This is a genomic window from Salinispira sp. (genome assembly GCF_059431795.1).
In genome coordinates this window covers 16,978-41,001 of sequence record NZ_JBXWXS010000042.1, presented here as the reverse complement: position 1 = coordinate 41,001, position 24,024 = coordinate 16,978, and the positions used below count along the sequence as shown (strand labels likewise).

Here is a 24,024-nt window from a genome sequence, read left to right as displayed (position 1 = left end):
AAGACTCTGCTGATTGCTGAAGAATAAATCTTTACCAGGATTTTCAGTTTTACATAAATACGAAAAAAACCGCCCTGTTATTAACAGAGGCGGTTTTTTGATGCTTCATCACTATTTGTGCTTCATCGACAGAGGAAGTCAGCCTTCCTCATTTACTTCGATATCATCCTCATCCACTCCGGCATCGAAATCGTCTTCTTCTGCCTTGGGTGCCGCCTCTTCAACTTCCGGGGTTTCCGGTTCGGTTTCCAAACGCTCAAAGATCATTTCCTCTATGTGTGTGCGGTCTTTTTTTAGAGAAATGCTCAGTTCATCCACCAGGAGTTTGATTGCCGAATCGTAGAGCTTACGCTCAAGGATAGGCAGTTCCTTAATTTTCGATCTGTGGTAGAGGGTTTGAACCACCTGGGCGATGTCGGTGACGCTCCCTTTCAGAAGCAGTTGACGGTTCATCTCATAACGCATCTTCCAATCCGCCGGGGCAACTTCATATTCACCCTCAATCAGCTTCAGGGCTTTTTCGGCTTCTGATTTGGGCACAATGGCTCTGATGCCCCGTTCTTCTGCCTTGTCGACGGGAATCATGATCGTCATATCGCTGACTTCGATGTAAATGGTGTAATACGGTGTGGGTTCACCTTTGAACATGCGTTCTTTAATCTCGGTGATCTGACCTACTCCGTGTGTGGGGTAAACTACCTGCTGTTCTACCTTAAAAGTAGTGGACATGCTTCTGAAACTCCTGAGAAACGATTTTATACATGAGAGCAGCTTTCAAAAGTTAATTTTGAAAGCTGCCGGATAGCGGGTCGAAATCATAATTTTCTAACCTGGCAGATAATTATGACATGGACTCCATTTCACGCAGTCTGTATTTCAAGGAAACTGAATACTGTTCCTATACAAGTCTTCAGTATACAAAAAAATAGAGCCTTGGTCAAAGGAGAAGCATGCAGTCGTATTAGGGCTCACGGGCAATATTGGATGGCGGAGTGAGTTTGATTTCATACAGATACTTAAAAGGATGAATATCCAGGGGGTTAGGATACCACCCGCCCACCGCATCGAGGTTTACAAGATGAATTGCCGGACTGTGATTCACCGGAAGAACAATTGCGCTGTCCAGCAAATGCTGTTCCGCCTCGGCGAGTTTTTCATATCGGGATAATCCGGTTAGAGAATTACTATCTGTAAGCAGGCGGTCGTAGGTATCATCGCTGTACCCCGCATCGTTTATGCTGCTGTCGCTGTCCCACATCTGAAGGAAACTCATGGGATCGGCATAATCGCCTATCCAGGATAATGATCCCACAGTGAAGCCGCTACTTTGCAGTTCCCGCTGATAGCTTGCGAACTCTATAAACTTTACATCCACCTGCACGTCAAGTTGTTCCTCCCAGGCATTTTTCATCAAACCGGAAACCCTGCGGCTTTCACTGCCCGGGGTAAGTACGATGCTCAGGGATGGGAGGCCCTTACCGTCGGGATACCCCGCTTCTTCCAGAAGGGTCAGAGCTCCTGGCGTATCTGTCCGGGAGAGCCCTTCTACATCCGGGTATCCGGGGATCTGGGGAACCAGGGTGGTGGTGGGTACGAAATGAATATCGGCGCTGCGGATCTGTTCCAGCGGCAGGAGTTTCAACAGTGCCTCCCGGATTCTGGGATCATCAAAGGGCGGTTTGCGGGAGTTAATAAAATAATAGCTGGTTGAAAACTGGGGTGTTATTTGGAGCGAATTGGCAAGCTCAAGTTCACTGAGATCGAATCCGCTGTAAATCCAGTGTATTTCCCCGGAATTGAATCTTCTGGTGGTTGCCGTGTGATCTCGATTGAATTCCAGAATGATCTCGTCATACTGAGAGTTCCGCCTGTCCCAGTACAGTTCATTCCGTTTCATTCGGATTCGGGAGTCATCCTGTTCAATGATATAATAGGGTCCGTTCCCCGGCGGGGAATCGAAATTTGACCAGTCACCTACATCCACTGCGTCAGGATGTATCGGTACCAGGCTCTGGTGCGCCAGAATGGAGAGAAAATGCCTGGCCGGACTGTGGAGTTCAACTTCAAGGGTTTGACCGTCCACCACCCGAATAGCGGGGCGCTCCCCTTCTTTCAGCCGTCCACGGCGGTATTCCCGGGCATTCACTACAGGATCCAAAAGAAATGCAAAGGGGGCCTCAGTTTCAGGATCCAGGAGTTTGAGCCAAGTATCCCGGAAGTGCTCCGCCCTGACTGTATCTCCGTTCCAGTAGCGGGCATCGGGTCTGAGATGAAATCGGTACAGCGTACCTCCCTCAAGTATTTCCCAACGACTGGCAGCTCCGGGAATGGGTTCCAGTGAAAACGGATCGTATGTCACCAGGCCTTCAAACAATGCACTGTATACCTGGGCTTCCAGGGATGAGTAGGTGTATAGAGGGTTGAATTCGATGTTTGATGGAAGAAGACTCATAATAAATGTGCCGGTTTGTTCTTCTTCCTCCGGCTGTTCCTCTGCGCTTGCAGGAATTACAGCTGTGAAAAAGAAAACGGCTGTAAATATACCGAGAAGAGCGGCAGTCATACGGGCTTTGCCGCAGATTTCAAATTTACGTTTCAGGGGTAAGCTGTACAATGATAACTCCGCGAAATGGATTTGTTTTAATTTTTCAGGTACTTCCTGATGAGAGAAATATACTCACGTCCGTGAAGAGGTTTAATAAAAATCTCTGAAAAACCGGCTTCCCGGAGATTTTTCACGTCGCTGTCATCGCTGGTAATGGCAAACAGCGGTATTTCCGGGTGGACACTCTTGATTTTCCGGGCCAGCTCATCACCATTCATTTTAGGCATATAGCGGTCCAGAATAATGAGTCTGTAATTTCCTTTCTGAAACATTTCCCAGGCTTCTTCCCCGTTGCATGCAAGATCGCAGCTCAGGTTTGCCCGTTGTAATTGAATCTCTAATAACTTACGGTTGGTAAACTCATCTTCCGCATATAATATCCATGCCATACAGGATCCTCAGGTGGCGTTCCGTTCAAGGTAATCTATGACCCGGCTCAATTCCTTTTCAACCAGATCAAGCAGTTTCTCTGCATCGTCAGTATGATCGATTTTCAATGCAATTTCCAGCCTTCGGGAAAGCCGGGTGAGACGGATGGCGCTGATATTCAATGCACTGCCTTTCAGGCTGTGAATGATGCGGTGGGCTTCCCGAATATCCCCTGACCTGAATGCCGCCTTCCACTCGCCTATCCGCTGGGGGGCGTTGTTCCTGAATAATTCGATCATTGTGCGGTACATTTCTTCATCGTCAATCTTTCCTTTGAGTCCCTCCAGATCCACCGGATTCTGATCTGATTCCCCTTCATATTCAATTTTCGTGCAAAGCATCCGGCAACGTAGGTGCAAGCCGTTCTCGGTGAAGCGGTATTCGGGAAAAAGTTTATCCTGCTGTTTTCCACAAATGTCCTGTATGAGGCTTGCTGCAGGTTTGTCTTCCTCGTTTGTCATGCCGCTGCACTGAATTTCGTAAATGGCTTTGGGGAGAGAGTCCGGTTCTGTGCCATCCTGTTCTGATGAGCTTGAGATTCGCACGTCAATTCTGGTGTAGCCGAGGTCGGCAAGACGCCCCAGGGTATCGAGGAGAAGCGCCGGACTGTCTGAAAAAACCGGACTACACAGGAACGCACCCAGGGTGAACGTCCATTGAACACGGACATCCCGACCCCGCCGGGTATTTTCCCGGTGGGTGGTGAGCTGCTCCATAAGCTCTTTCAGGGGAGCGTCTGCGGCTATCATAGTGTAACTATAGTTCATTCATTACATGTTTACACAGGTGCTAAAGAAGCTTTTTCATATGCCGAAAATCCTAAAAGAGAGACTCTTGATGTACAGGCGAAGACAGGGTCTCGGGGGGAGCGTATGAAAATTGTCTGGCGGATGGTTGTAATCTGTGTATTAGTCCCGGTGATTTCACTTGGAGCACAGGATTCAAGCGTGGAGCCATCCACTGTTCAATTAGACAGTATAGATTTTGACACCATTGATTTTTCCGAGGCACGATTGAGCATCGCCGGACCCTCTGCGTTTCTTATCCGTTCGGTACGCATAGAAGGTGCCGCGTATTCGGTTCTTTTCAAGGAGCAGGATGGAAACTGGGTGGTAACCGAGCTGATTGCCCAAGAGGGGGATCCGGTATTGCCCGATAATGTGGTCCTGGACTTTGCCCGGGTAACAATTGAGGATTCGACGCTTTTTATCGATGGTATTCTTATAGATGGGAAGCCATACAGTACGCGTCTTGAACTGAGAGATAATGTATTGCGCCTCAGCGGAGGACTGAAGGCCGGCAGGCTGGTTGGAGCCTCTCTTTCACGCATTCAGCTGGATGCGGGCCTGGCAACACCGGAAACGGTGGATAAGCAGCAGAATCAGCTGGCAGAGCTTACTGAACGGAACACCGAACTGCTTGCTCAGGTGGGAAGCATGAACAGCAGCCTTGAGCAGCTGCGAACCAGAAATGCGGAAATTCAGGATCAGCTCGAGCAGCTGAAAAAGGAAAAATCCGATCTTCTGGGTGAAGTTGAAAACCTCCGGAACCGTCTATCCAGTGCCCAGTCGGAGGCTGATGGGGCCGCTGATTCTGACCTGGAGCCTGAGGGTTCTTCAACTGAGGCATCCCCAGCTGATGGAGCCACAGAAGGTGAACTAACAGATAGGGAAACATCCGCTACAGAGTCTGATGTTATAGAAATCAACCGTGAGCTGGTTCAGCGCATCGGCTCCCTTTTACAAAAAATTGACTCCCTGGAGGATCACATTTCCGGGTTGGAAAACAAAATTGCATCCTTTTCATCAGATCTTCCCACGGAAGACGGCACTGAACAGGCCGGCGAGCAAACTGCTGAGAGGGGCTTTTCACAAACGGCAGAAGAGAGGTCCTCCAGCGATGTACGGGAGCGAATGGAGCGGATCGAGCTCCTGGAGGATGAGATCCGGGATCTGCAGGTGGAAAACTCCAGGCTGGCCGGTGAGCGGAATGAGCTTGAGCAGGATATCCGCCGTGAGCTTCTTGAGAAGGGAGTTATTGAGGTGATGCGTCCCCGCTTAACCCGAAGAGTTCAGAACGGTTTTTCCATTGGCTCAACCCAAATAGGAAGCTGGGATCTAAACGGGTCTGTTATTCGCCAGACCGACCCCTCCGAGTTTTTTGCAAAACTGGAATTGCCTCTCACCCAGGACAATAGGCCCACCCTTTATACATTCGATGCCCGTTCCCGGCAGGCAGGATGGGTGGGATTCGGTGTGCACATATTCGCCTCGGGAGTTGAGAAACGAGGATACGGTTACGGGGAAAGCCTTCTTCTTTGGTTTACCCGGGACCGGGATACATATGGGAATGATCAGAGTTACATGGAACTATACCGCTCCAGCGATGACATTAATATGGCCCGGGTTCTTTCTGCGGCCATTCCCGAATCGCTGAATGAATGGCTTGAGGTGGAGCTGTTGTATCAGCCTGGAGACGAGTATATTACCGTCGCGGTAAACGGTGAAGAAAAGCTCCGGTATAAAACCTGGTTCGGTATTGAATCGGGGGTGGATATGTCGTTGCGAACTCTGAATGCCGGTGAATTCCGAAACCTCCAGGTGCTGAGCACAGACGAGTAATTTTGCGGCCGAATTAATCTATAGCCCGGGTGATGAGCAGAGATAGGCGGCTCAGCCCGGGTTTTTTCCTTTGTAGCGGAGCATAAAAAAGGTGATGTCATCATGAAGGGCTGTCTGTTTCCGGAAGGCATGAAATTCTTCCAGCAGCCGTACACGCACAGTCTTCAGATTTTTCTGCTGATGGGCTACAAGGAAATCCTTTAGCCGTTTCAGTCCGAACTCTTCACCCCTGGCGTTTTCCTGCTCCACAATGCCGTCTGTGATGAGGATAAGAAGATCGCCCGGCTTGAGGCTGTAGTGAAACACCTCTGGAGAAATAGTTTCCATCACTCCAATAGGATAGTTCTTGTCGTGGCTCTTGATTTTTAAAAGTTTTCCATCTCTGAGGATAAATGAGAAACCGTGGCCCATATCTGCGATATTGATGCTTCCGTTCTCCAGATTTAGATCGAAAAACACCCCGGTAACATATTTTTCCAATTCAAATGTGGTAATGAAAAAGTCATTCAAAGTTCGAACCAGGGAGGCTATTCCCCGGCGGTTGTCAAATGCCTTGATGGTTCCCCAGAGTGCTGAGGTAATGAGAGCTGCGGATACACCTTTTCCGGAGACATCACAGAGGGAAAACAGCCATCTGTTCGGAGCAAAATTCTTCGAAGTATAAAAATCCCCTCCCACACCCTTCGCCATGGTAGATGAAGCGGCCATTTCAAAGACGGGTTCATTCAGGTAGGAAAATTCCTTCACAACCCGGTTCTGGATGGCCCGGGCCAGAGAAATATCCTGCTGGGTCATGTCTGAGAGATAAATAAGCAGGTCCTGGGAAGAAAACACGCCGGCGAATTCGCCGCGACCCGTTTTTAGGGGGAAGTAGTGCACTTCACCCCGGTGGTCGAATTGACTCATCCGCTCGGATACGGAGAAAATATTCGTATCGTAGTAGATTGCTTCTTCATTTGAGGTGACACGATCAACCTGTTCCCGGCGCATAACATCCCGGCCGAATGGCCGGCTGAGAAGGTCGAACAGATCTCTACGGTTGATCAAGCCGATGACATTCCCCTGGGCTTCTACCACCCCTACGGCCTGAACATCCTGTTCATCGCTCAGATCGTCTGCAAGATCCAGGAGGTTTGCATCGGCGTTAACATACCACCGGCTTGAGACAAGCTTGATAATGGATTCACCGGGATCTTTCAGCTCCCTGGCCAGCTTCATGACCTTTTTGTTTTCCGTATTGAAGACTTCCTGTTCTTCCTGCAGATCATCATTGAGTTCATTCAGCAGGCTGTCAAGTTCAACATCGTGTTCGGTGCTCATGACGGGTTCCTTCTATTCTGCCCTGTGGATGAGATGGGCGTACAGGCAGTGGTACTCTTTATAAAATAGCAGCAGGGGGATTATTCTTCCAGATTTAAATGCTTTCGGGGGAAAATTTTCTGAGCAGCCACCTTGTTTCGCTTCTCGCTGAATACATAGCCGCCGTTCCAGTATTCCACCGCTGCAAATAGGGCATTTCCCCCGTCTGTTTCGTCACTGGTAATTCCCCTGTATGAAACATAGCGGGCTAACTCGGAGAAATCATCCTTCTGTACACACTCCATCCGTTTTTGGTTGAAATCATTCCACTCTTCAATATTCTTAAATCCCGGCCCCTCGTCCTCGACAATTATGCGGGCTTCTTCCCGGGAAAATTTATACCAGACTTTCACAATCTTGGATGGGTCGCTCTTGTTTCCGTGTTTAACGGCATTTTTTATCACTTCGCTGATCTGCTGTTCCAGAAGGTTCAGTTCTTTAATCTCCATAGGTGCTTTTTGTACAATTAGCAGGGTGAAGTATCGTATTTGCCGGAAATCGCTGGGGAATTCTTTGTAGAACATATCGCTTGTATCGAAAAGCGGACTGTTTCCGTTAATTTGGATCTGCTTCACTGTGTCGTCCATTGTTCCTCCTTTCTCAACTGTTGACCCGTTCAATTGCGGCCTCGATGGTTTCCTCCATGGGGAAATAGCCGGTGAGACGGGTGAGTTCCATCACTTTTCTTGCGGTGCTGTGTACGTTGGCGAGACAAAACTTGATCTCTTTCTGTTGAACGGTTGAATATATGTTGATCAGGGTACCCACTCCGCTGGAGTCGAGGTAGTGAACACCATCCAGATTCACAATAATGCGGGAAACATTCTTATCGACCATCTTCATAAACAGATCCATCAGTTTGGATGTGTTGTATAAATCCAGTTCGCCGATGACATCTATAACATAGATGTCCTGAAGTTTCCGTAGTTTCAGTTCCATCAAAATCCTCCAGAGTTTATCGTATCTTTACAGCCATAATACTTCTATCGTCATCCTGTGCCGCCTTGCCCTGAAATCCATTGAGCTCTTCCACCAGATTGTCGCACAGGCCCTGAGCATCCAGATGGTTATTTGCCAGCAGACTTCTCCCAAGGTTTTTATACCCGAATTGTACTCCCTGAGGATTGCGGGTTTCAATAACCCCATCGGTGTAGAGTAACAGTATATCGCCGGATTCCACATGAATCTTCCGGGTTTTGTATTGGGTTCGAGGATCAATACCGATGGGAGGATCGCTGCTTTCCAAACGCTCGATGCTTCCGGCTTCCAGGCGATACACAAAGATTGGCTGGTGTGCTGCTCCGGCATACTCCAGAACGGATTTTTCCGGATTGTAGCTGAGGTAAATCATATTTGCGAAGCGATCCAGCCGAATCCGGCGGGTGACAGCACGGTTGATCCAGCTGAGAATACTGCCCGCATTCCTCCCCGAACCGCCGATTAAATGAAAGGTAGCCCGGATCATGGTCATCACCATGGACGATGCCATACCTCTCCCGGCAATATCGCAGAGGATCATGGAAGGATTCTGACCATCACCGGAAATTACATCAAGGTAGTCGCTGTGCACTCCTGCTGCGGGTTCAAGTTTGCCCACTACTTGAATAGTTTTATCTCCCCGAAATTTCCGGGGAATGAGCATGTTTTGAATTTCACCGGAAATTTCAGATTCGCTGTGAATCCGTCGACGCTCGTGTCCCTCCAAAAACATCTGAATGTTCTGGATAGTGATGCTGGAAAACTGAATAAACGAGTCAAGATGCTGAAGATCCAGTGGCGTAAAGCCGCCGGGATGAATGGGCCGGGCAATCACCATCAATCCGTACACCTTTCGGGAAAGAACCAGCGGTGCAAAAATCCGATCTCCGGATGAATTGCTGCGCTGGGTACGGGAAACCCCGGATTGGAGGACCTCGGCTACGATACCCGCAGGAATTTTATAATGCTCCTGGGTGCCGTGCTCGTCTTCTTGAACCCGAACCGGTCGGACCCCCTCCAGTTCTGGGGTCAGCGGGTTATCCCCTTCACTGGCTTCAATTTTCATCAGCTTTTCGCCCGCATCTTCAACCAACAGAAGTACTCCGCTTTCTGCTCTTGCGCTTCGAACCGCAGCGGAAAGAATCTGAGTGTTAATTTCCCGGGCCTGAAGGTCACTGATCATCATATTACCCAGGTTTCGGATAATGGAAAAAATCATCTCCAGATTTTCCTTTAACTGATACTGGGTGAACCGGTTTTCATCTTCCAGCGATCTGTGTGTTGTAAACAGCAAAGCAAATGGAAGAATGGGGAGGGCCGCCGGCAGCAGCTCCCGGAGCATGGGATCCTCCCAACCCCAAAAAAGCGTGGGAAGCCAGAGAATGGGCGGAGCAATGAGCAAAAGCAGGCGGCTTCGGGAAATAACCGGAGCAATGGTCTCCCTGCTTAGTGCTCCAAGTAACAGGATACCTGCCAGAACGGCCCATAACAGCAGGAGGATAATGCTGCTACCGGTTGAAATGCTGCCGGAAACAAAGTCTGCAAGGTTCAAGACGAGCATACCTGTCATGCCGGCAATCACAAGCAGCCACAGAATAGCCCGGGGTGCCTGCCTGGTGTATTCCCGTGCCCAAAAAATGACTCCGGCCATTACTCCCAGACCAATGAAGGGGAGTATTCGCTCCGGAGACGGACTTAGACCGCGAATGAAAACCCCAACAATGAGTACCGCTGCAGCTCCGGTAAGTGTGAGATCTTTTTTGCCTGCTTTCCGGTGAATTCTTAGAGAATAAATCAGAAGGATGACAGAAAGGGTCAGTTCGGCGAAAAATCCTGGATTTTGAATAAGTTCTTTCATATATTACCACACAAGCTTTTGGATACATGGATTCAAAGAGCTGATATATGAGGACATTTCATAACAGCGGTTTGAAAGCTTCGTAGTACGGGGTCGAAATGGCCTCATCTGCAAAACATAAACTGTGGATGTTAAAAAACCATGAGTTACGGCGGGTGAGTTCTGGAACTTTTTTGTGTACTGTGCTAATTTCGTCCGCTGATACGGCATACGGTATTTCATATTGCCGCTGCCGATGGTGGAGTATGCTTGTAACTATCTGTTTTATTGATATTTACTTACTCCAATGTATTTAAAAAACAAACAGCAGGAGGACGGTATTAATCGGATAATTTTCCTAATACTGGGCGCCCTCACATTAAGCGGAAGCGGACTCTATTTTAATCCACGGAGAGCGGAAACGGGCTCAACCGTTCTTGAACACCGTATGAACCGCAAAAGCAGAAAGGTCGCCTTCTTTATACCTGAAAAATCGGAACTCTACGGTATTGGGGGGCAGCCTGATCTGCCCTCTCTGGATGTGTTTTTCTACTCAGATGCACCGGCAATCCATTTCTATAGGAATCCCCAGACCAGGGGAGCGGTAAAGGACTTTTTTGTAAGCCTTGCCGGATCGGAACAGGTTGCGTTGTCCGCCATGTATTACGCAGATAAACACAACCTGCCTTTTACCCTGGTTTTTTCTCTCATGCATACCGAGAGCCGGTTTTTGCCCGATGCGGTGAATCAGAATGCCACATCCATTGACCGGGGGGTATTTCAGCTGAATAATCTGGCGTTTCCCCATCTGAACGAGCACGACTTTTTCGATCCGGATTTGAACGCCAGCTACGGTGTTTCCCACCTGGAATGGTGTCTCTCCGTATCCTCAAGTCTGGATGAGGCGTTGGCAATTTATAATGCGGGCTACGGAAAAGTGAAGCGTGGCGATATACCCGCCAGCACTGTTCGCTATATTGCGAAAATTCATGAGTATCGCCGCTCCCTGGAAGAGGAATTCTACCGCTATCTGGTTGCTGAAATTCCTCACCGGGTGCTGAACCTGGCAGCGGTTCCCGCAGCATCCCACACACCCTGATCCCGGGCGGGATATACCGGGCTGCGTAAGCCCCTTTCGCTGGCGGCGGCCGGCCCGGGTGTGCTATTCTTCCCCCATGGTTATAATTCTCCATCAGCACATTCATGACGATGACAAGTCCAGGCTTCGAAGCTACCTTCAGGACCATGGATACCGGGTCAAAGAAATAATCGGCGAAGAGGAGACTATCTTCGGAGCCGTGGGTCCGGCTGTGCTGGATATCCGTGATGTGGAGGTCCAGCCCGGAGTGCAGCGGGTCATCCCCATCTCCAAGCCCTATAAATTAGCATCCCGGGAGTTGAAGCAGCAGGACACTGTTGTGAACATCGGTTCGGTACGCATCGGCGGCGGCAGGATTGCCCTCATTGCAGGGCCCTGCTCGGTGGAAAGCCGGGAGCAGATCATGGACTGCGCCAGGAGGGTTAAAGATGCCGGCGCGGTGATGCTCCGGGGCGGAGCATATAAACCCCGGACTTCACCCTACAGTTTCCAGGGGCTGGGGGCGGAAGGACTGAAGTATCTCAGAGAGGCGGGGGACGGGTACGGGCTGCCTGTGGTGTCCGAGATTGTTTCCCCTCAACATGTTGATGAGATGAAAGCCCTGGTGGACATGTTCCAGATCGGCGCCCGTAACATGCAAAACTTTGAATTGCTCAAGGCGGTGGGGCAGACCGGTATGCCCGTGCTGCTGAAACGGGGGTTGTCCGCCCGGATTGAAGAGTGGCTCATGGCCGCCGAGTACGTAATGGCCCACGGCAGCGATAACGTGGTGCTCTGTGAACGGGGCATTAGAACCTTTGAAACTTATACCCGAAACAGTCTGGATCTATCCTCAATTCCCGTGGTGAAGAAGCTCAGTCATCTGCCGGTGATTGTGGATCCCAGTCACGCCACGGGCATACGGGAAAATGTGATGCCCATGGCCATGGCCGGGGTGAGTGCCGGCGCCGACGGCCTGATGGTGGAAGTGCATCCCGACCCCGACCACGCCAAGTCCGATGGCGCCCAAAGCCTTTACCCCGAACAGTTCGAGAAGCTGGCCCGGGATATCGAAGCCCTCTGCCCGGTGCTCCACCGGGAACTGGAGCGAATACCTTTACAGAGCTATGAAATTCTCACCGGTACATCGCCCGGCAGCGGTTCGGTGAACCGGGGTGCCCTGAACCGGGGAACTTCGAGAGCCTCGGCAGCTGCAAATGGAGCCGCCGCCGTCCCCGTGGACGGACAGCGCAGCGGCTCGGGAACGGATGCTGCGCCCCATTCTCCCGGGTCCCGGGCAAAGGGCGAAAATCAGGCCGGGGGCAAAAATCAGGCCGGAGGTACTGAAGAACACTTCCCGGCCATCCCCATTGCCTTCCAGGGAGAGGCGGGGGCGTACAGCGAAATGGCCCTGTACCGCTACTTTTCTCCCCGACTCCCTGCACTCCGGAGCATTCCCTGTCCGGATTTTAAGACCGCCTTTTCGCAAGTGCTGGGAGGGGAGGCCGCCTATGCAATTCTTCCCATTGAGAATTCTCTCACCGGGTCTATCCATGAGAACTACGATCTGCTCCTCCAGTTTCCCGACATTGTGATCAGTGGTGAAATTAAAATTCGGATACAGCACAGTCTCATGGGGCTTCCTGGAGCGAAGCCTGAAGAACTTGACGCCGTATACTCCCACCCCCAGGGGCTTGCCCAGTGCAGCCGCTTTCTGGACGGTCTGCCGGACTGTGAGCGCCGGCCCTTCTACGACACAGCGGGGGCCGTGGCCTTTGTGGCCCGGGAGCAAAACCCCCGCTTCGGAGCCATTGCCAATGCGGCGGCTGCCGGGGTGTACGGTCTGGAAGTGCTCAAAGAGGGCATAGAAACCAACCCCAATAACTACACCCGTTTCGTGGTGATTCAGCGGGAGGACCGGGCCGGGACAGCTCCTGCTCAAAAAGCCTCGCTGGTGTTTAGTACGCCGGACCGCCCGGGCGCTCTGCTCAGCTGCATGGAGCGTCTCAGCAGCCGTAAACTCAACCTCACCAAGCTGGAGTCCCGGCCAATTCATGGCAAGCCCTGGGAGTACATGTTCTATTTGGATGTGGACATCGATGGAAAAGAGGACGATTTTCATAAGGCTCTGGAAGACATTTCCGAGTATTCGGATGACATTCGGGTGCTGGGAGTGTACGGGCGGGGGTAAAAAAGCTCCGCTACAGTAGGCTGTCGCACACTAAAGATGAAATAGATCGGTTCATACAAAAAGGCCCGGCGAATGCCGGGCCTTTTTGGTTTTACGATGTTTCTTCTATGGAAACACGTTTAAACTTAGTAGCTGAATGTAAGGCTCATGCCAAGGTTGCTGAGAATATAGTTGGCATTGAGTCCGTCATTTCCGCCGCTGGTTCCACCGCCGAAAATGTCCATATTAAGTGCATTCATTACGCTCTGACCGAAGAGATCAACGGTAAGATTTTCAATGGGTTTCCAGCGAAGCATGAAGTTCATGGAACCTCTCCATGTAGTATTGCCGCGTTCCACTGAACTGGTGCTTGTGGTATTGGAAGCAGCAGTTTCTGTTGGTTCAAGAATGGTGGTTCCAGCACTGTCTACGATGGTAGTTTCAGTAACAGTTGTACTTGCAGCTGTTTCTGTGTACGTGCGTGTAAAACTGCTGGTGAGATTGTAACCGCCGATAATGGAGAATTTATCGGGCACTACTTGCAGATTTACTGAAACAGGAATAACAAAGGTGTGTACTGTTGTGTTGTCCTTATTTTTCCCATCATAGGTGGTGGTTGTTACTTCTGTGATTTCTCCAACAACGTCTCCTCCACCGAGGCCGATATCTGCTGCAGTATCAACTGCGGTTGCATCGGGAAGAGCCGCGTTTGCATCAACCGCCTCTGCTACCACCCGGTCAACGCTGTTTTCTTGGGTAGTTGAGGAAAGGGTGATTTCGGGGTTGTAGAACAGTCCTGAGGAAACGGTAAGAATGTTGGCTTCGTCACTGGCCTCCAGAACTCCGCCCAGCTCAAATGCCATTCCGGTTACAGTGGTAGATTGGGGAGCGGTAACGGTCTGAGTGTAGCTGAAAGTAGAATTATCAGCTGCTCCGTCAGCCTGGCTCAACGAAATACTCAGATTACCCGCATTATTGCTGTTTGAGATGGTCTGGCCGAACTCAAATGAAGCACGGGTTCGTGCGGTGAGAATATCGGACAATCCGATCTTCGGGTCCACCCGGCCCTGAATGCCGTAGTCGAAGGTGCCGTTCTCTGCGTTCTCAATGTCTGTTGCCAGAACTCCTGCAGTTTGAATCGCACGTGCAGCTGCCATGTCCGCATTACCGGTCTCTCCGGCAGTCAATAGATGATCTGCGGCCTCAAGTGTACCCTGATCCAGATCGGTTACACCTGTGGTGTAGGTCAGTGTAGATTCATCATCTTCAACACCTCCACCGACACCTCCGGCAACGTAGTTGTCAGTAATGGAAACGGTTTGGGGAATGTTGCCCAGAAGTCCGCCGCTCTGTGTGCCGATAGAAAGGCTTGCGGTAATCGGCATTGAGATCTCTCCCAGGGAGAAAGGAAGTTGTCCGGTAAGCATCAGGTCGTTATCAGCGGAGCTGACCCCGGCCTTGGCTTTGCCCTCTTCGTCGAAACCGAATACCATGGTTTTTGAGGAAGTTTGATTGGTAGCGGTATAAACAGGATCGGGGTCTGCGCCTTCTTCAAAAGAATATGTATAGCTTCCGCCCACTTTCCGGGTCTGATTATTGCTGTTGAAGTAGAGAGACGCTCCCATGAAGCCTAAATCTATACCCGCACCGATCCGATAGCTGTCATCCAAAACATAATCTGTGTAAGAAAATGTTTCTGTAGTTGTACTATCTTCCTGGTCATCGACGTCTGCATCCAGAACAATCACCTGTTCGCTGTCATATGTCATTGCGGGAGTTGTGGGCCACCCGGTCAGACCTCCAGTGGTGAATTTCTCAAATCCTCCTACAACACCTGACTGCATGCCGAGAATGGGCATGAGGTAACCGAGCTGAAAGGCAACGTTACCGGTAGTGGTGCTGCCATTGTCGTAGAGCCCGATAAGGTTATTGGTGCTGAAAGGATTGATGGATGCAACAGGGTCGTTAATTCCCGTACCTTCATTTGCCCGTGCCCATGATTCATAGTTCCCGTACGCAGTATAAAAGGTGACTCCCTCGAAATTGGAGAGTTCGGCGGGAGAAGTGAGAACCACGTCTACTGCATCATACTGCAGACCATTGGTCACTGCCCGGAGCATGGAACCTGGAATATTCCAGTTGGTTCCGTCGTAAGGATTAAACCAGGTGGTTTCCTGTGCGAATAATCCCATGCCGGCTACAGCCGTTATGAGAATAAGGAATAGCAACTTCTTCATTAATGTCTCCTTTGGAAGGCTCGATTGCGCACCTGATAATCAAAGGCATCTAAACTGTAGCCGAAGATCAGGATCGCAGAGTCATCCACCAAAAATAGTAATTAATATCAGTATATATCGGAAGGGGGAGAATTCAAGCCATCAAGACTGCAAAAGCCGCAAATATGTGGAAAACGTCGTCGCTCACCCCAGACCCAGCTTTTTCAGCTGGTCACGTTCTTCTTTCCGGGCAACATACTCATGCTTCTTCTGGCTGGCGTTGTGAAGGTTGCCTTTTACCGCTGCAACCTCATTTTTTACCCCCCGGATTTTGTCCCGTTCGTAACGGCTTACTTCGGTTTTGAAGAAGGTGTCCAGGGCGTCAAGGGTTTTATTGATTTCAGATACATCCCGGGTGGCCCGGTCCAGATAGGAGAATACTTGGTCTTCTCCAGCGTTCATCAATTTCTGGAAGAGGGCTGAGCCCTTTGCCAGCAGGCCGTTGAGATTTTTCGTTTTTTTTGCCGCACTGGACATGAAGGAATCGAAATCCAGATTTTTGGTGATGTGGACGGATGTTGCCGGATCGATCACCTCTATTTCGTAAATGGTCCGCTCCTCTTTTCCACTGGTGAGCTGAATAACCCAGAGCTTGAATTTTTCCATGAAGGTTCGGGGGCGGTTCTCGATCACCAGGGAGTTGCTGCGCATTTTATCCAGGGCGGTATCTATGTGCCGGGTGGAGTTTGCCAGAATACGGAGGGCGTCGATAATTAGAGGTTTCAGGTTGGTATTGGCACTGGAGTCGGAGGATTGTTTTTTCTGAACCTCAACCTTTTTTAACACTGCCTGCTGCTTGGTATCGGAATTTTCTCCGAAGCTTTCATCATGTATTTCTTCTATGAGTTCGGGATAGAACGGAAGCGGGCCCTTTTGCCGTTGAAATTCTTTTTTCAACTCTTTGAGGAAGATTTCCCTGGGAACCGAGTTTCCCAGGTCGAGGTTTGCCATGATCTTTTCCCGAACCTGGAGCTTATATTCTTCCCTTTTAAACTGAGACAATTCTTTGAGCTGTTTCTCAAGCTTTTTGTGGATTTCCGACAGCTGGTTCAGACTCGATTGAATTGCTCCGGCAGATAGCTGGTCTGATCCTTTCTTAATCTTATCTATAATACCTGCCAAAGCTCTGGTGGTGTTTTTGGTGGAATTGGTGGAGAAGTCGGCGAAGCGGATGAAATTTAACAGACTGTGAAGTTTCTTGATCTGTTTAAGATCTATGGCATCGAGGGTAAAAGAACTGTAGTTATTGAGAAAATCCAGAACCGAGAGATATTCTGAAAGACGGATACTCAGCTCATCATCTTTGTAGCTGTCTCCGAACGGAGCGTCTTTTGGGGGCGTAATATCACTTACGTGATGCTCTTTTTTATACGGGTCTTCCCTGAGAAGGCCCTTTCTGAGAAGGAGGGAATAAACAGAGTCCACGTTGGTCTGATAACTTCGCCAATTTTCCTTCATTTCCGAGATGAGCTGTTGTGAAAGCTGAGCCGCCCGGGCCTGAATGCCTTCCCTGAGCTTCAGCTGAAAATTTTGTGTATCTGCCATAGTACTAGTAAGTATACCGGAATTCGGAGAAAATGAAATCCCGGAGGGGAAATATCCGGTTAATGAGACATAATGAGGAAAAAATTTCGTTACATTCATGCCTATGCCGGCATACTATTGCTGTTTCTGGGTGGGGTCATATTGAATTCCTGCGGTCTCCCGTCCATTCCTCCATTGCCTTATGCTGATGAAATCCTTCCGAGTCATCTTCGGGGTCTGGAAGAAATTGAGATCCGGATGGGACGAACAGAGGCGGGGATGGCCCTGTACCACCTTGAATGGCTGGGCGAACCCCTGCAGCCGGTGGCCTGGACGTCCTGGAGCGGCTTCTCCCTGGCAGGAGAATCGGCGCCGGGCGTGGGGCTGCTTTTTGCCCGCTTCGACCCGGTTCCTGCGGATCTGAATTTCCGCCTCATCTGCGAAACCGCGGCTTCCTGCGCCCACCCCTGGGCACTGGACCTTCAATGGCTGGAAGACGGCCTGCTCACCGGCGAACTAATGCAGCCTGATGAATATCTGGGACCCGGGAGGAGGGTGCACTACGATTTCGGATCAACACACTGGTACAGCAGCTATACGGCAGACGAACTCTGCTACAGCGGCCCGATGATACTTGAAATGATTCCCGGGCATCCTGTGTGCTTCATTGCCCCCGAGCAGCGTCTGATGAAAATCATTGTGGCGGGAGAAGAGGGGGAACTTGTGGATCTGGATATACACCTGCCCCGCAGGGAGTGAAAACGGGGAATGAAAACAGTGAATGAAAAAAGGAACTGAAAAAAGGTCCCCCGGGGCAGGTTTGAAGGGAAAGGGTGCGCGCCGATGTCCGACGGCACCCTGCATGTGTTCTGTCAATTGGCTACGATATTTACCAGCTTGTCGGGAACCACAATCACTTTCCGGATGGTTTTTCCATCGGTGAGTTCCCGAATCCTGTCATTTTCCAGGGCAAGTTTTTCCAGCTCATCCTTGGGGCGGCCGGCGGAAACTTCCAGTTTTGCCCGAACCTTTCCGTTAACCTGAACCACCAGGGTGATCTCATCATCTTTGGTGAGAGCCTCGTCGAAAACCGGCCAGTCCTGGAGGGCAATGCTTTCTGTTTCGCCGGTCCTTGACCATAATTCCTCGGCCAGATGGGGTGCGTAGGGCCCAAGGAGAAGGATGAAACTTTTCCAGATATCCAGGTTGATGCTTTCCTGCTTGTAGGCTTCGTTTATAAAGATCATCATCTGGCTGATAGCAGTATTGAAGCTCAGGCTGGAAGTATCCTCTCCCACTTTTTTGATGGTTTTATGGAGCACTTTTTCCAGCTCCCCAGAGGGGGGATTTGAATTGATTTCTTTGTGGGCGGTTCGCCATATCTTGTCCAGGAAGCGGTGAATACCAATAAGCCCCTGTGTGGACCAGGGCTTGGACTGCTCAAGGGGGCCCATGAACATCTCGTAGAGCCGCATGGAGTCCGCACCGTATTCCCGAATAATATCGTCGGGATTGATCACATTTTTCAGGCTCTTGGACATCTTGGCGACCACCTGGGTAACCTCTTTTCCAGTGTCCTTCTCGATGAACTCACCCTGTTTCACTTCCTCCACTTCATCGGTGGGCACCAGGGAGGAATCGTCCCGCTGGTAGGCGTAGGAGGTGATCATGCCTTGATTCACCAGTCGCTGAAAGGGCTCTTTGGTGTTCACCACGCCGATATCGTAGAGCACCTTGTGCCAGAAGCGGGCATAAAGAAGATGAAGTACTGCGTGTTCCGTCCCCCCCACATAGAGGTCCACGGGCATCCAGTATTCGATTTTTTCTTTTGATGCCAGTTCTTTGTGGTTATGGGGGTCGATGTAGCGCAGGTAATACCAGCAGCTGCCAGCCCATTGGGGCATGGTATTGGTCTCACGCTGTCCCTGTTCGTCGGGTTTCCCGGGCACGGTGGTGTTCACCCAGTCGGAAACATTGGCCAGAGGGCTTTCGCCGGTTCCCGAGGGCTTGTAGCTTTCCACTTCCGGAAGGGTGAGGGGAAGGTCGCTGGCGGGAATCGGGGTGAACTCTCCGTTCTGATCCTGGACCAGGGGAATGGGTTCGCCCCAGTAACGCTGGCGGCTGAAGATCCAGTCCCTGAGCTTGTAGTTCACAGCCCGTTTGCCGGTTCCCTGTTTTTCCAGCCAGTCAATAATCTTGGACTTTGCTTCGTCGGTGGGAAGGCCGGTGATGAGTCCCGAGTTCACTGAAATTCCTTTTTCCGGGTACACCTGTTCCATGTCCCGGTGGTAGTCTTTCAGCTCTTCTTTATTTTTGTCCTGCACTTCGTCTTCGGGGGCCACAACCCGGATAACGGGGAGTTCGAACTTTCTGGCAAATTCCCAGTCCCGTTCATCGTGGCCGGGAACCGCCATAATGGCTCCGGTTCCATAGCTGATAAGAATATAGTCGGAGATCCAGATGGGAATTCGCTCATTGTCTACCGGATTAATGGCATATGCCCCGGTGAAGACCCCGGTTTTATCCTTCGCCAGGTCGGTGCGTTCAAGGTCGCTCTTCAGTGCGGCGTTCCGGATATACTCTTCCACCGCCGGGCGCTGCTGAGCTGTGGTAATTTCATGGACGAATTGATGCTCGGGAGCCAGTACCATGTAGGTGGCACCAAAAAGGGTGTCCGGCCGGGTGGTGTAGACTTCCAGATGATCTGCATGTCCGTCAATTTCGAAGCGGACGTTGGCACCTTCGGATTTCCCGATCCAGTTTCGCTGCATGGTTTTCAAGGATTCGGGCCAGTCCAGCTCTTCCAGATCTTCCAGCAGCCGGTCGGCGTATTTGGTAATTTTCAACATCCATTGGCGCAGGGGTTTACGCTCCACCGGATGCATGCCCCGTTCGGAGCGGGGACCGTCGGCGGTGGTGATTACCTCTTCATTGGCCAGTACGGTTCCAAGCTTTTCACAGTACCACACAGGAATCTCGGCCACATAGGCCAGGTCCTTCTCCCAGAGTTTGAGGAAAATCCATTGGGTCCATTTATAGTATTCGGGACTGTGGGTGGAAATTTCCCGGTCCCAGTCATAACCGAAGCCCAGCTGCTTCAGCTGGCGCCGGAAGGTTTCTATGTTGGCTTCGGTGGTGATCCGGGGATGGGTGCCGGTCTGCATGGCATAGGTTTCCGCGGGCAGGCCGAAACTGTCGAAGCCCATGGGGTGCAGGACATTGTGACCTGTCATCCGAAGAAACCGGGAGTAGATGTCGGTTGCAGTATATCCTTCGGGATGTCCCACATGGAGGCCCGATCCAGAGGGGTAGGGGAACATGTCCAGAACATATTTCCGTTTTTCCGGGGGATACGAGGGGTCTTCCTCTACACGGTAGGTTTGATGCTCTTCCCAATAGGACTGCCACTTTTTTTCAATTTCGCTGAATGGATACTTTTTCACGCTGAGATCCTTCGTACATGGGGCACTTTCAGCATGGTGGATGGCTGAAAGATCCGTACATGGATGAAATTTACTGAGATTTGGAAGGGCCATAGTAGCCTATGCATTTAAAAAATAAAACCCCCGGGTAAGGAGGTGAAACCCGGGGGCTGGAGTATCTATCATGGACAGAAGTGCCTAAGAATCACTCCGAAAAGATGAAAGATACAAAAGATTGTGTACAGCTTGCTGAGAACGTAAACACAATTTTTACATGAAGAAGTCCCTGTTATCAGGGAATCCGCAATATACAGCACAGATGTTAACCTGTCAAGGGAAATGGGCTTAAATTTCTACTCTCTATGACTTTAGCGTGATTTTTCCCGATTCCTGATCATGTTCCTGATCCCAGGAGCAATCGGGGCCGGGGGCGAAGGAGAAGGAGAAGGAGATGTTGAGTCAGCCGGATTCGTGCACATCCTCTTCCTGAATCATCGGTAAATACCGCATATACTGGACTTGCTTGCTGCTCATGGATTGAATAACAAATGTGCCGATTCGGGTATCTATTTTTTGGCCGTTCACTGGCAGTCCGGCAAGCTGTTCCAGCACATAACCGCTTACGGTTTCGGAGTTTCTGTCGTGGGGAATTTCCGTCCCGATAACGTCTTCCAGGACGTGTATGGGGGTATCTCCCTGGATGCGGTACCAGCCTTCTTTGCTGCTCTTTAAAATCTTCGCCCCGTCGGGTTCTTCATCTTCGTCATAGAGTTCGCCGATGATTTCCTCCACCAGGTCCTCCATGGTTACGATCCCTGCCAGGCCTCCGTACTCATCCAGAACCACGGCAAGATTAAGAACCTCTTCTTTCAATCTGCGGAAGACTTTGTGGATTCTCCAGGTTTCGGGGATGAACACCGGCTCAATAATGACGTCCGCCAATATTCCGTCAATATCGCCTTTCGCAGATAAGCGGATCAAATCCTTCTCCAGCACCACCCCCACGATGTTCTCTTCGTGGTCTTCATACACGGGTATCCGGCTGAAACCCTTTTCGGCAATACGGGGCAGGGCTTCCCGGATCGAGAGCCCCTGTTCCAGGCTGAACACATTTTTCCTATGGGTCATAATGGAGTGAACCGTAACATCTGAAAAGCGGAAGACCGACTTCACCATTCGGGATTTATAGTTTTCAAGGATTCCGATGGTTTCCGCATGCTTCACCATGTGCAGAATATTGTCCAGGGTGAAGTGGCTGCGCTTCTCCATGCTGCCGAAGCGGCTGAGTATCCGGGAGAATCCGTTGATAAACCAGATAACCGGCATGAAAAGCACCGAGAGCACCCTGATTACATCTGCGGTGTAGACGCAGATGAGCTCATTGTTCCGGATGGCGAACTGCTTGGGCAGTACTTCCCCGAAAATGAGGATCAACATGGTGAGTACACCGGTTGTTACCCCCAGGGCCGTGCTGCCGAACAGCCGGATTGTGAGTTCCGATGATATTACCGAGATTGCGATATTGACGAGGTTATTCCCTATGAGAATGGTAGTAAGGAGTTTATCGGGATGGAGGTGAAGGTTTTCCACAGTCTTTCCCCGCCGGGTATAGCGTTTTTTCAGTCCCTGTATCTGCATTACCGTTAAACTGGTAAATGCGGTTTCACTTGAGCTGAAAAATCCCGACAGGAAAAGCAGAACTAATAATCCTATGAGGCTGGCGATCATCTGCCAGCCTCCGGACTCGATTCAGATTCGTTATTCAACGTCCAGGACATCCTTCATCGCCTTGAGCAGGGTGTCCTTGGGAAGCGCACCCGCCGCCATCTGGGGTTTATCGTCCACGGGAATGAACAGAAGTGAAGGAATACTCTGGATTCCGAATGCAGCGGAGAGTTCCTGTTCTTCGTCGGTGTTCACCTTGTATACGTGGAGCTTTCCCTCGTATTCATTGGAAATTTCTTCCAATACCGGGGCTACCATTTTACAGGGACCGCACCAGTCTGCCCAGAAGTCAATGATAGCAGGGATATCACCTTCATATTTCCATTCTTTATTGTCTTCGTAGTTAAAGACCTTCTGAAGAAATGTTTCTTTGGTTAATTGCTCTGTCATAATTTCATCCTTATATAGAGATTGTTATATATATAGAACATAACAATTCGCTGGGGAAAAGTAAAGCTAGTTTTGCCCTTCAGACCCAATACTATCGAATTTTATCTGAATATTCACGCCCTCAGAGAGAAAATTCCCGAAAATACCTTCCAGAGAGGCTTTTGAGCGGTCCCGTAGCTCATGGATCCGGGGCATCCGGCGGATATTTGCCTGTACAAAACCGGCAATCTCCTTCCAGTTCTCCTGATCCAGGCTGATATCCGGGTAGGGATAGTTGCTGCTGGTACTGTCCTCAATGCGGATATTCAGAATTTGAGGATCCGGAAGAGTAATAAGCCAGCTGTCCGGGGTTTCCGCACCGATGGGTATGGGCCGTATGTCCGGCGGGTTGCTGCTGAAATCGAAACCGATTTCTAGAATTGCGGTAATTACAAGAAAATCCCGCCTGCCGCCCATGGGGTCAAGGCCCGCATCCCGGGCAATGGTATAGGCGTCGAAATAGAGCAGCTGCTCGGGACTGAGGACAGTGCGGTAGTCGGTTTCCACTGAACCGGGAACGGTGGTTTCCCGTAGAGTGTCGAAAATTCCGGACAGCGACAGGTCATCGGAAAAATAATCATGGGGAAAAACGGTCTTGTAGATATATTCCACGGTCTGAACTTTGCTGAGCTCCCGCATTTGCTCCAGCACCCCCTGATGCCCCGTTGTCCGCTGCCGCTGCAGGGGAGCCAGGGCTGCCAAATTGATGTAGGGTCCGCCGAATACCGGGGTGAAGAGGGCTGCCAGTCCCGCAGCCAATAGGGAGATGATCAGGAGCCAGAAGAATATTTTCCGCCCCAGCGATGAGAGAATGCGCCGGAATACCCCCGGTTTGCGGGGATGAGTTTTTTCGGGTTTCGTATGCCGTTTGGCGGATCTGTTCGATGATGGAACAGATTTTTCATCCTTCATTCATTCTCTCCGTCATTCTCTCCGTCGTTGGGGGCAGGGCCGGGCGAAGGTTCGCTCCTCTCAAATTGAAGCGGGTCTCTGGTGTGGAAACGGATTTCCAGATTCATCGGCTGGAGCATCTGTCTGATCAGCTCCCGTGCCTTCCGTTCCGCCTGATTGATAATTCCCCGTTCCAGGGCAAACATTTCCAGTTCGCTTTTCACCTGCCCCATGAGGTCCTGTACTTCCAGCCAGCTGATTGAACGTCCCTGTTCCCGGATAAAATATTGATGAATGGTGGATTCATCCACATCGCTGTAGAGAATTTCCCCCGGAGGAAGGTAAATATTGAGCACCCGTCCGGGTGTAAGCGAAACTTCCAGCCTGTCCTGCAGATCCACTCCCGCCCTGACGGAAATATCAACAGAAAATAAAATCCGCCGGTCGTTCAGGGGGATAATGCCGAAAATACTGTTCTGCTCGCCGAAATACACAACCTCCCGATATACGTATTCCGCGGTGTGAAGGGTGAGAACCGAGGTAATGCTCTCTTGTGCCCGGGATTCCATAAGACGGGCCCGTCCGGGAACGCAGGAGGTCAGAAGCGGGGGGATCATGACAAGGAGTAAAAAGAAGAGTACACTTTTCATCTGTATAAACCGGAGTCGGGATATAAAATC

Annotated in this window: 19 protein-coding genes; 4 read left to right on the top strand and 15 right to left on the bottom strand. The window is 50.5% G+C overall.

Annotation, left to right across the window (positions count from 1 at the left end):
* Window positions 1-138: 138 nt before the first annotated feature.
* The 4 genes from AC52PS_RS14030 to AC52PS_RS14015 form a co-directional block, all read right to left on the bottom strand.
* The gene (locus tag AC52PS_RS14030) at window positions 139-729 is read right to left on the bottom strand and encodes a CarD family transcriptional regulator (protein ID WP_495563706.1); all 591 of its coding nucleotides are present in this window, start codon (window positions 727-729) and stop codon (window positions 139-141) included.
* A gap of 232 nt (window positions 730-961) precedes the next feature.
* The gene (locus AC52PS_RS14025; RefSeq protein ID WP_495563705.1) at window positions 962-2,614 is read right to left on the bottom strand and encodes a peptide ABC transporter substrate-binding protein; all 1,653 of its coding nucleotides are present in this window, start codon (window positions 2,612-2,614) and stop codon (window positions 962-964) included.
* 26 nt (window positions 2,615-2,640) lie between these two features.
* Window positions 2,641-2,994 (bottom strand): response regulator, encoded by a 354-nt coding sequence (locus tag AC52PS_RS14020; RefSeq protein ID WP_495563704.1) that lies wholly within the window; start codon window positions 2,992-2,994, stop codon window positions 2,641-2,643.
* 9 nt (window positions 2,995-3,003) lie between these two features.
* A complete protein-coding gene (locus tag AC52PS_RS14015; RefSeq protein WP_495563703.1) occupies window positions 3,004-3,783 on the bottom strand; it encodes an Hpt domain-containing protein in 780 nt (259 codons plus the stop codon).
* A 123-nt stretch (window positions 3,784-3,906) separates the two neighbouring features.
* Here AC52PS_RS14015 and AC52PS_RS14010 point away from each other — a divergent pair, with 123 nt between their 5' ends.
* A complete protein-coding gene (locus AC52PS_RS14010; protein WP_495563702.1) occupies window positions 3,907-5,655 on the top strand; it encodes a hypothetical protein in 1,749 nt (582 codons plus the stop codon).
* Between the two features lie 51 nt (window positions 5,656-5,706).
* Here the strand turns inward: AC52PS_RS14010 and AC52PS_RS14005 are convergent, their stop codons facing one another.
* The 4 genes from AC52PS_RS14005 to AC52PS_RS13990 form a co-directional block, all read right to left on the bottom strand.
* Window positions 5,707-6,975 (bottom strand): SpoIIE family protein phosphatase, encoded by a 1,269-nt coding sequence (locus tag AC52PS_RS14005; protein WP_495563701.1) that lies wholly within the window; start codon window positions 6,973-6,975, stop codon window positions 5,707-5,709.
* Between the two features lie 80 nt (window positions 6,976-7,055).
* On the bottom strand, window positions 7,056-7,601 hold the full coding sequence (locus AC52PS_RS14000; RefSeq protein ID WP_495563700.1) for an ATP-binding protein: 546 nt from the start codon (window positions 7,599-7,601) through the stop codon (window positions 7,056-7,058).
* Between the two features lie 13 nt (window positions 7,602-7,614).
* The gene (locus tag AC52PS_RS13995) at window positions 7,615-7,953 is read right to left on the bottom strand and encodes an STAS domain-containing protein (protein WP_495563699.1); all 339 of its coding nucleotides are present in this window, start codon (window positions 7,951-7,953) and stop codon (window positions 7,615-7,617) included.
* A gap of 16 nt (window positions 7,954-7,969) precedes the next feature.
* Window positions 7,970-9,850, bottom strand: a complete 1,881-nt coding sequence (locus AC52PS_RS13990) for a PP2C family protein-serine/threonine phosphatase (RefSeq protein WP_495563698.1) — start codon at window positions 9,848-9,850, stop codon at window positions 7,970-7,972.
* 286 nt (window positions 9,851-10,136) lie between these two features.
* On the opposite strand from AC52PS_RS13990, the gene AC52PS_RS13985 reads away from it, so the two are divergent.
* A complete protein-coding gene (locus tag AC52PS_RS13985) occupies window positions 10,137-10,928 on the top strand; it encodes a lytic transglycosylase domain-containing protein (protein ID WP_495563697.1) in 792 nt (263 codons plus the stop codon).
* A gap of 76 nt (window positions 10,929-11,004) precedes the next feature.
* Complete coding sequence (aroF, locus tag AC52PS_RS13980) at window positions 11,005-13,098, top strand: 3-deoxy-7-phosphoheptulonate synthase (RefSeq protein ID WP_495563696.1); 2,094 nt, start codon at window positions 11,005-11,007, stop codon at window positions 13,096-13,098.
* A gap of 125 nt (window positions 13,099-13,223) precedes the next feature.
* Here aroF and AC52PS_RS13975 read toward each other — a convergent pair whose 3' ends face one another.
* Window positions 13,224-15,314, bottom strand: a complete 2,091-nt coding sequence (locus tag AC52PS_RS13975) for a hypothetical protein (protein WP_495563695.1) — start codon at window positions 15,312-15,314, stop codon at window positions 13,224-13,226.
* A gap of 183 nt (window positions 15,315-15,497) precedes the next feature.
* Window positions 15,498-16,898, bottom strand: coding sequence for a TP0584 family protein (locus AC52PS_RS13970; protein ID WP_495563694.1), 1,401 nt, complete (start codon window positions 16,896-16,898; stop codon window positions 15,498-15,500).
* A gap of 72 nt (window positions 16,899-16,970) precedes the next feature.
* Here AC52PS_RS13970 and AC52PS_RS13965 point away from each other — a divergent pair, with 72 nt between their 5' ends.
* Window positions 16,971-17,636 carry a hypothetical protein gene (locus AC52PS_RS13965; RefSeq protein ID WP_495563693.1) on the top strand — a complete coding sequence of 222 codons (666 nt, stop codon included), beginning with the start codon at window positions 16,971-16,973 and terminating at the stop codon, window positions 17,634-17,636.
* A gap of 113 nt (window positions 17,637-17,749) precedes the next feature.
* Here the strand turns inward: AC52PS_RS13965 and leuS are convergent, their stop codons facing one another.
* The 5 genes from leuS to AC52PS_RS13940 all read right to left on the bottom strand — a co-directional run bounded on the left by leuS (window position 17,750) and on the right by AC52PS_RS13940 (window position 23,961).
* Entirely contained in the window at window positions 17,750-20,320 is a 2,571-nt protein-coding gene (gene leuS, locus AC52PS_RS13960; protein WP_495563692.1) for a leucine--tRNA ligase, read from the bottom strand.
* Between the two features lie 438 nt (window positions 20,321-20,758).
* Window positions 20,759-22,027 (bottom strand): hemolysin family protein, encoded by a 1,269-nt coding sequence (locus tag AC52PS_RS13955; protein WP_495563691.1) that lies wholly within the window; start codon window positions 22,025-22,027, stop codon window positions 20,759-20,761.
* Between the two features lie 30 nt (window positions 22,028-22,057).
* Window positions 22,058-22,414 (bottom strand): thioredoxin, encoded by a 357-nt coding sequence (gene trxA, locus AC52PS_RS13950; protein ID WP_495563690.1) that lies wholly within the window; start codon window positions 22,412-22,414, stop codon window positions 22,058-22,060.
* 66 nt (window positions 22,415-22,480) lie between these two features.
* Window positions 22,481-23,365 carry a hypothetical protein gene (locus tag AC52PS_RS13945; RefSeq protein ID WP_495563689.1) on the bottom strand — a complete coding sequence of 295 codons (885 nt, stop codon included), beginning with the start codon at window positions 23,363-23,365 and terminating at the stop codon, window positions 22,481-22,483.
* Window positions 23,362-23,961, bottom strand: a complete 600-nt coding sequence (locus AC52PS_RS13940; RefSeq protein WP_495563688.1) for a DUF4230 domain-containing protein — start codon at window positions 23,959-23,961, stop codon at window positions 23,362-23,364. Before AC52PS_RS13940 ends, AC52PS_RS13945 begins: the two co-directional genes overlap by 4 nt.
* Between the last annotated feature and the right edge of the window lie 63 nt (window positions 23,962-24,024).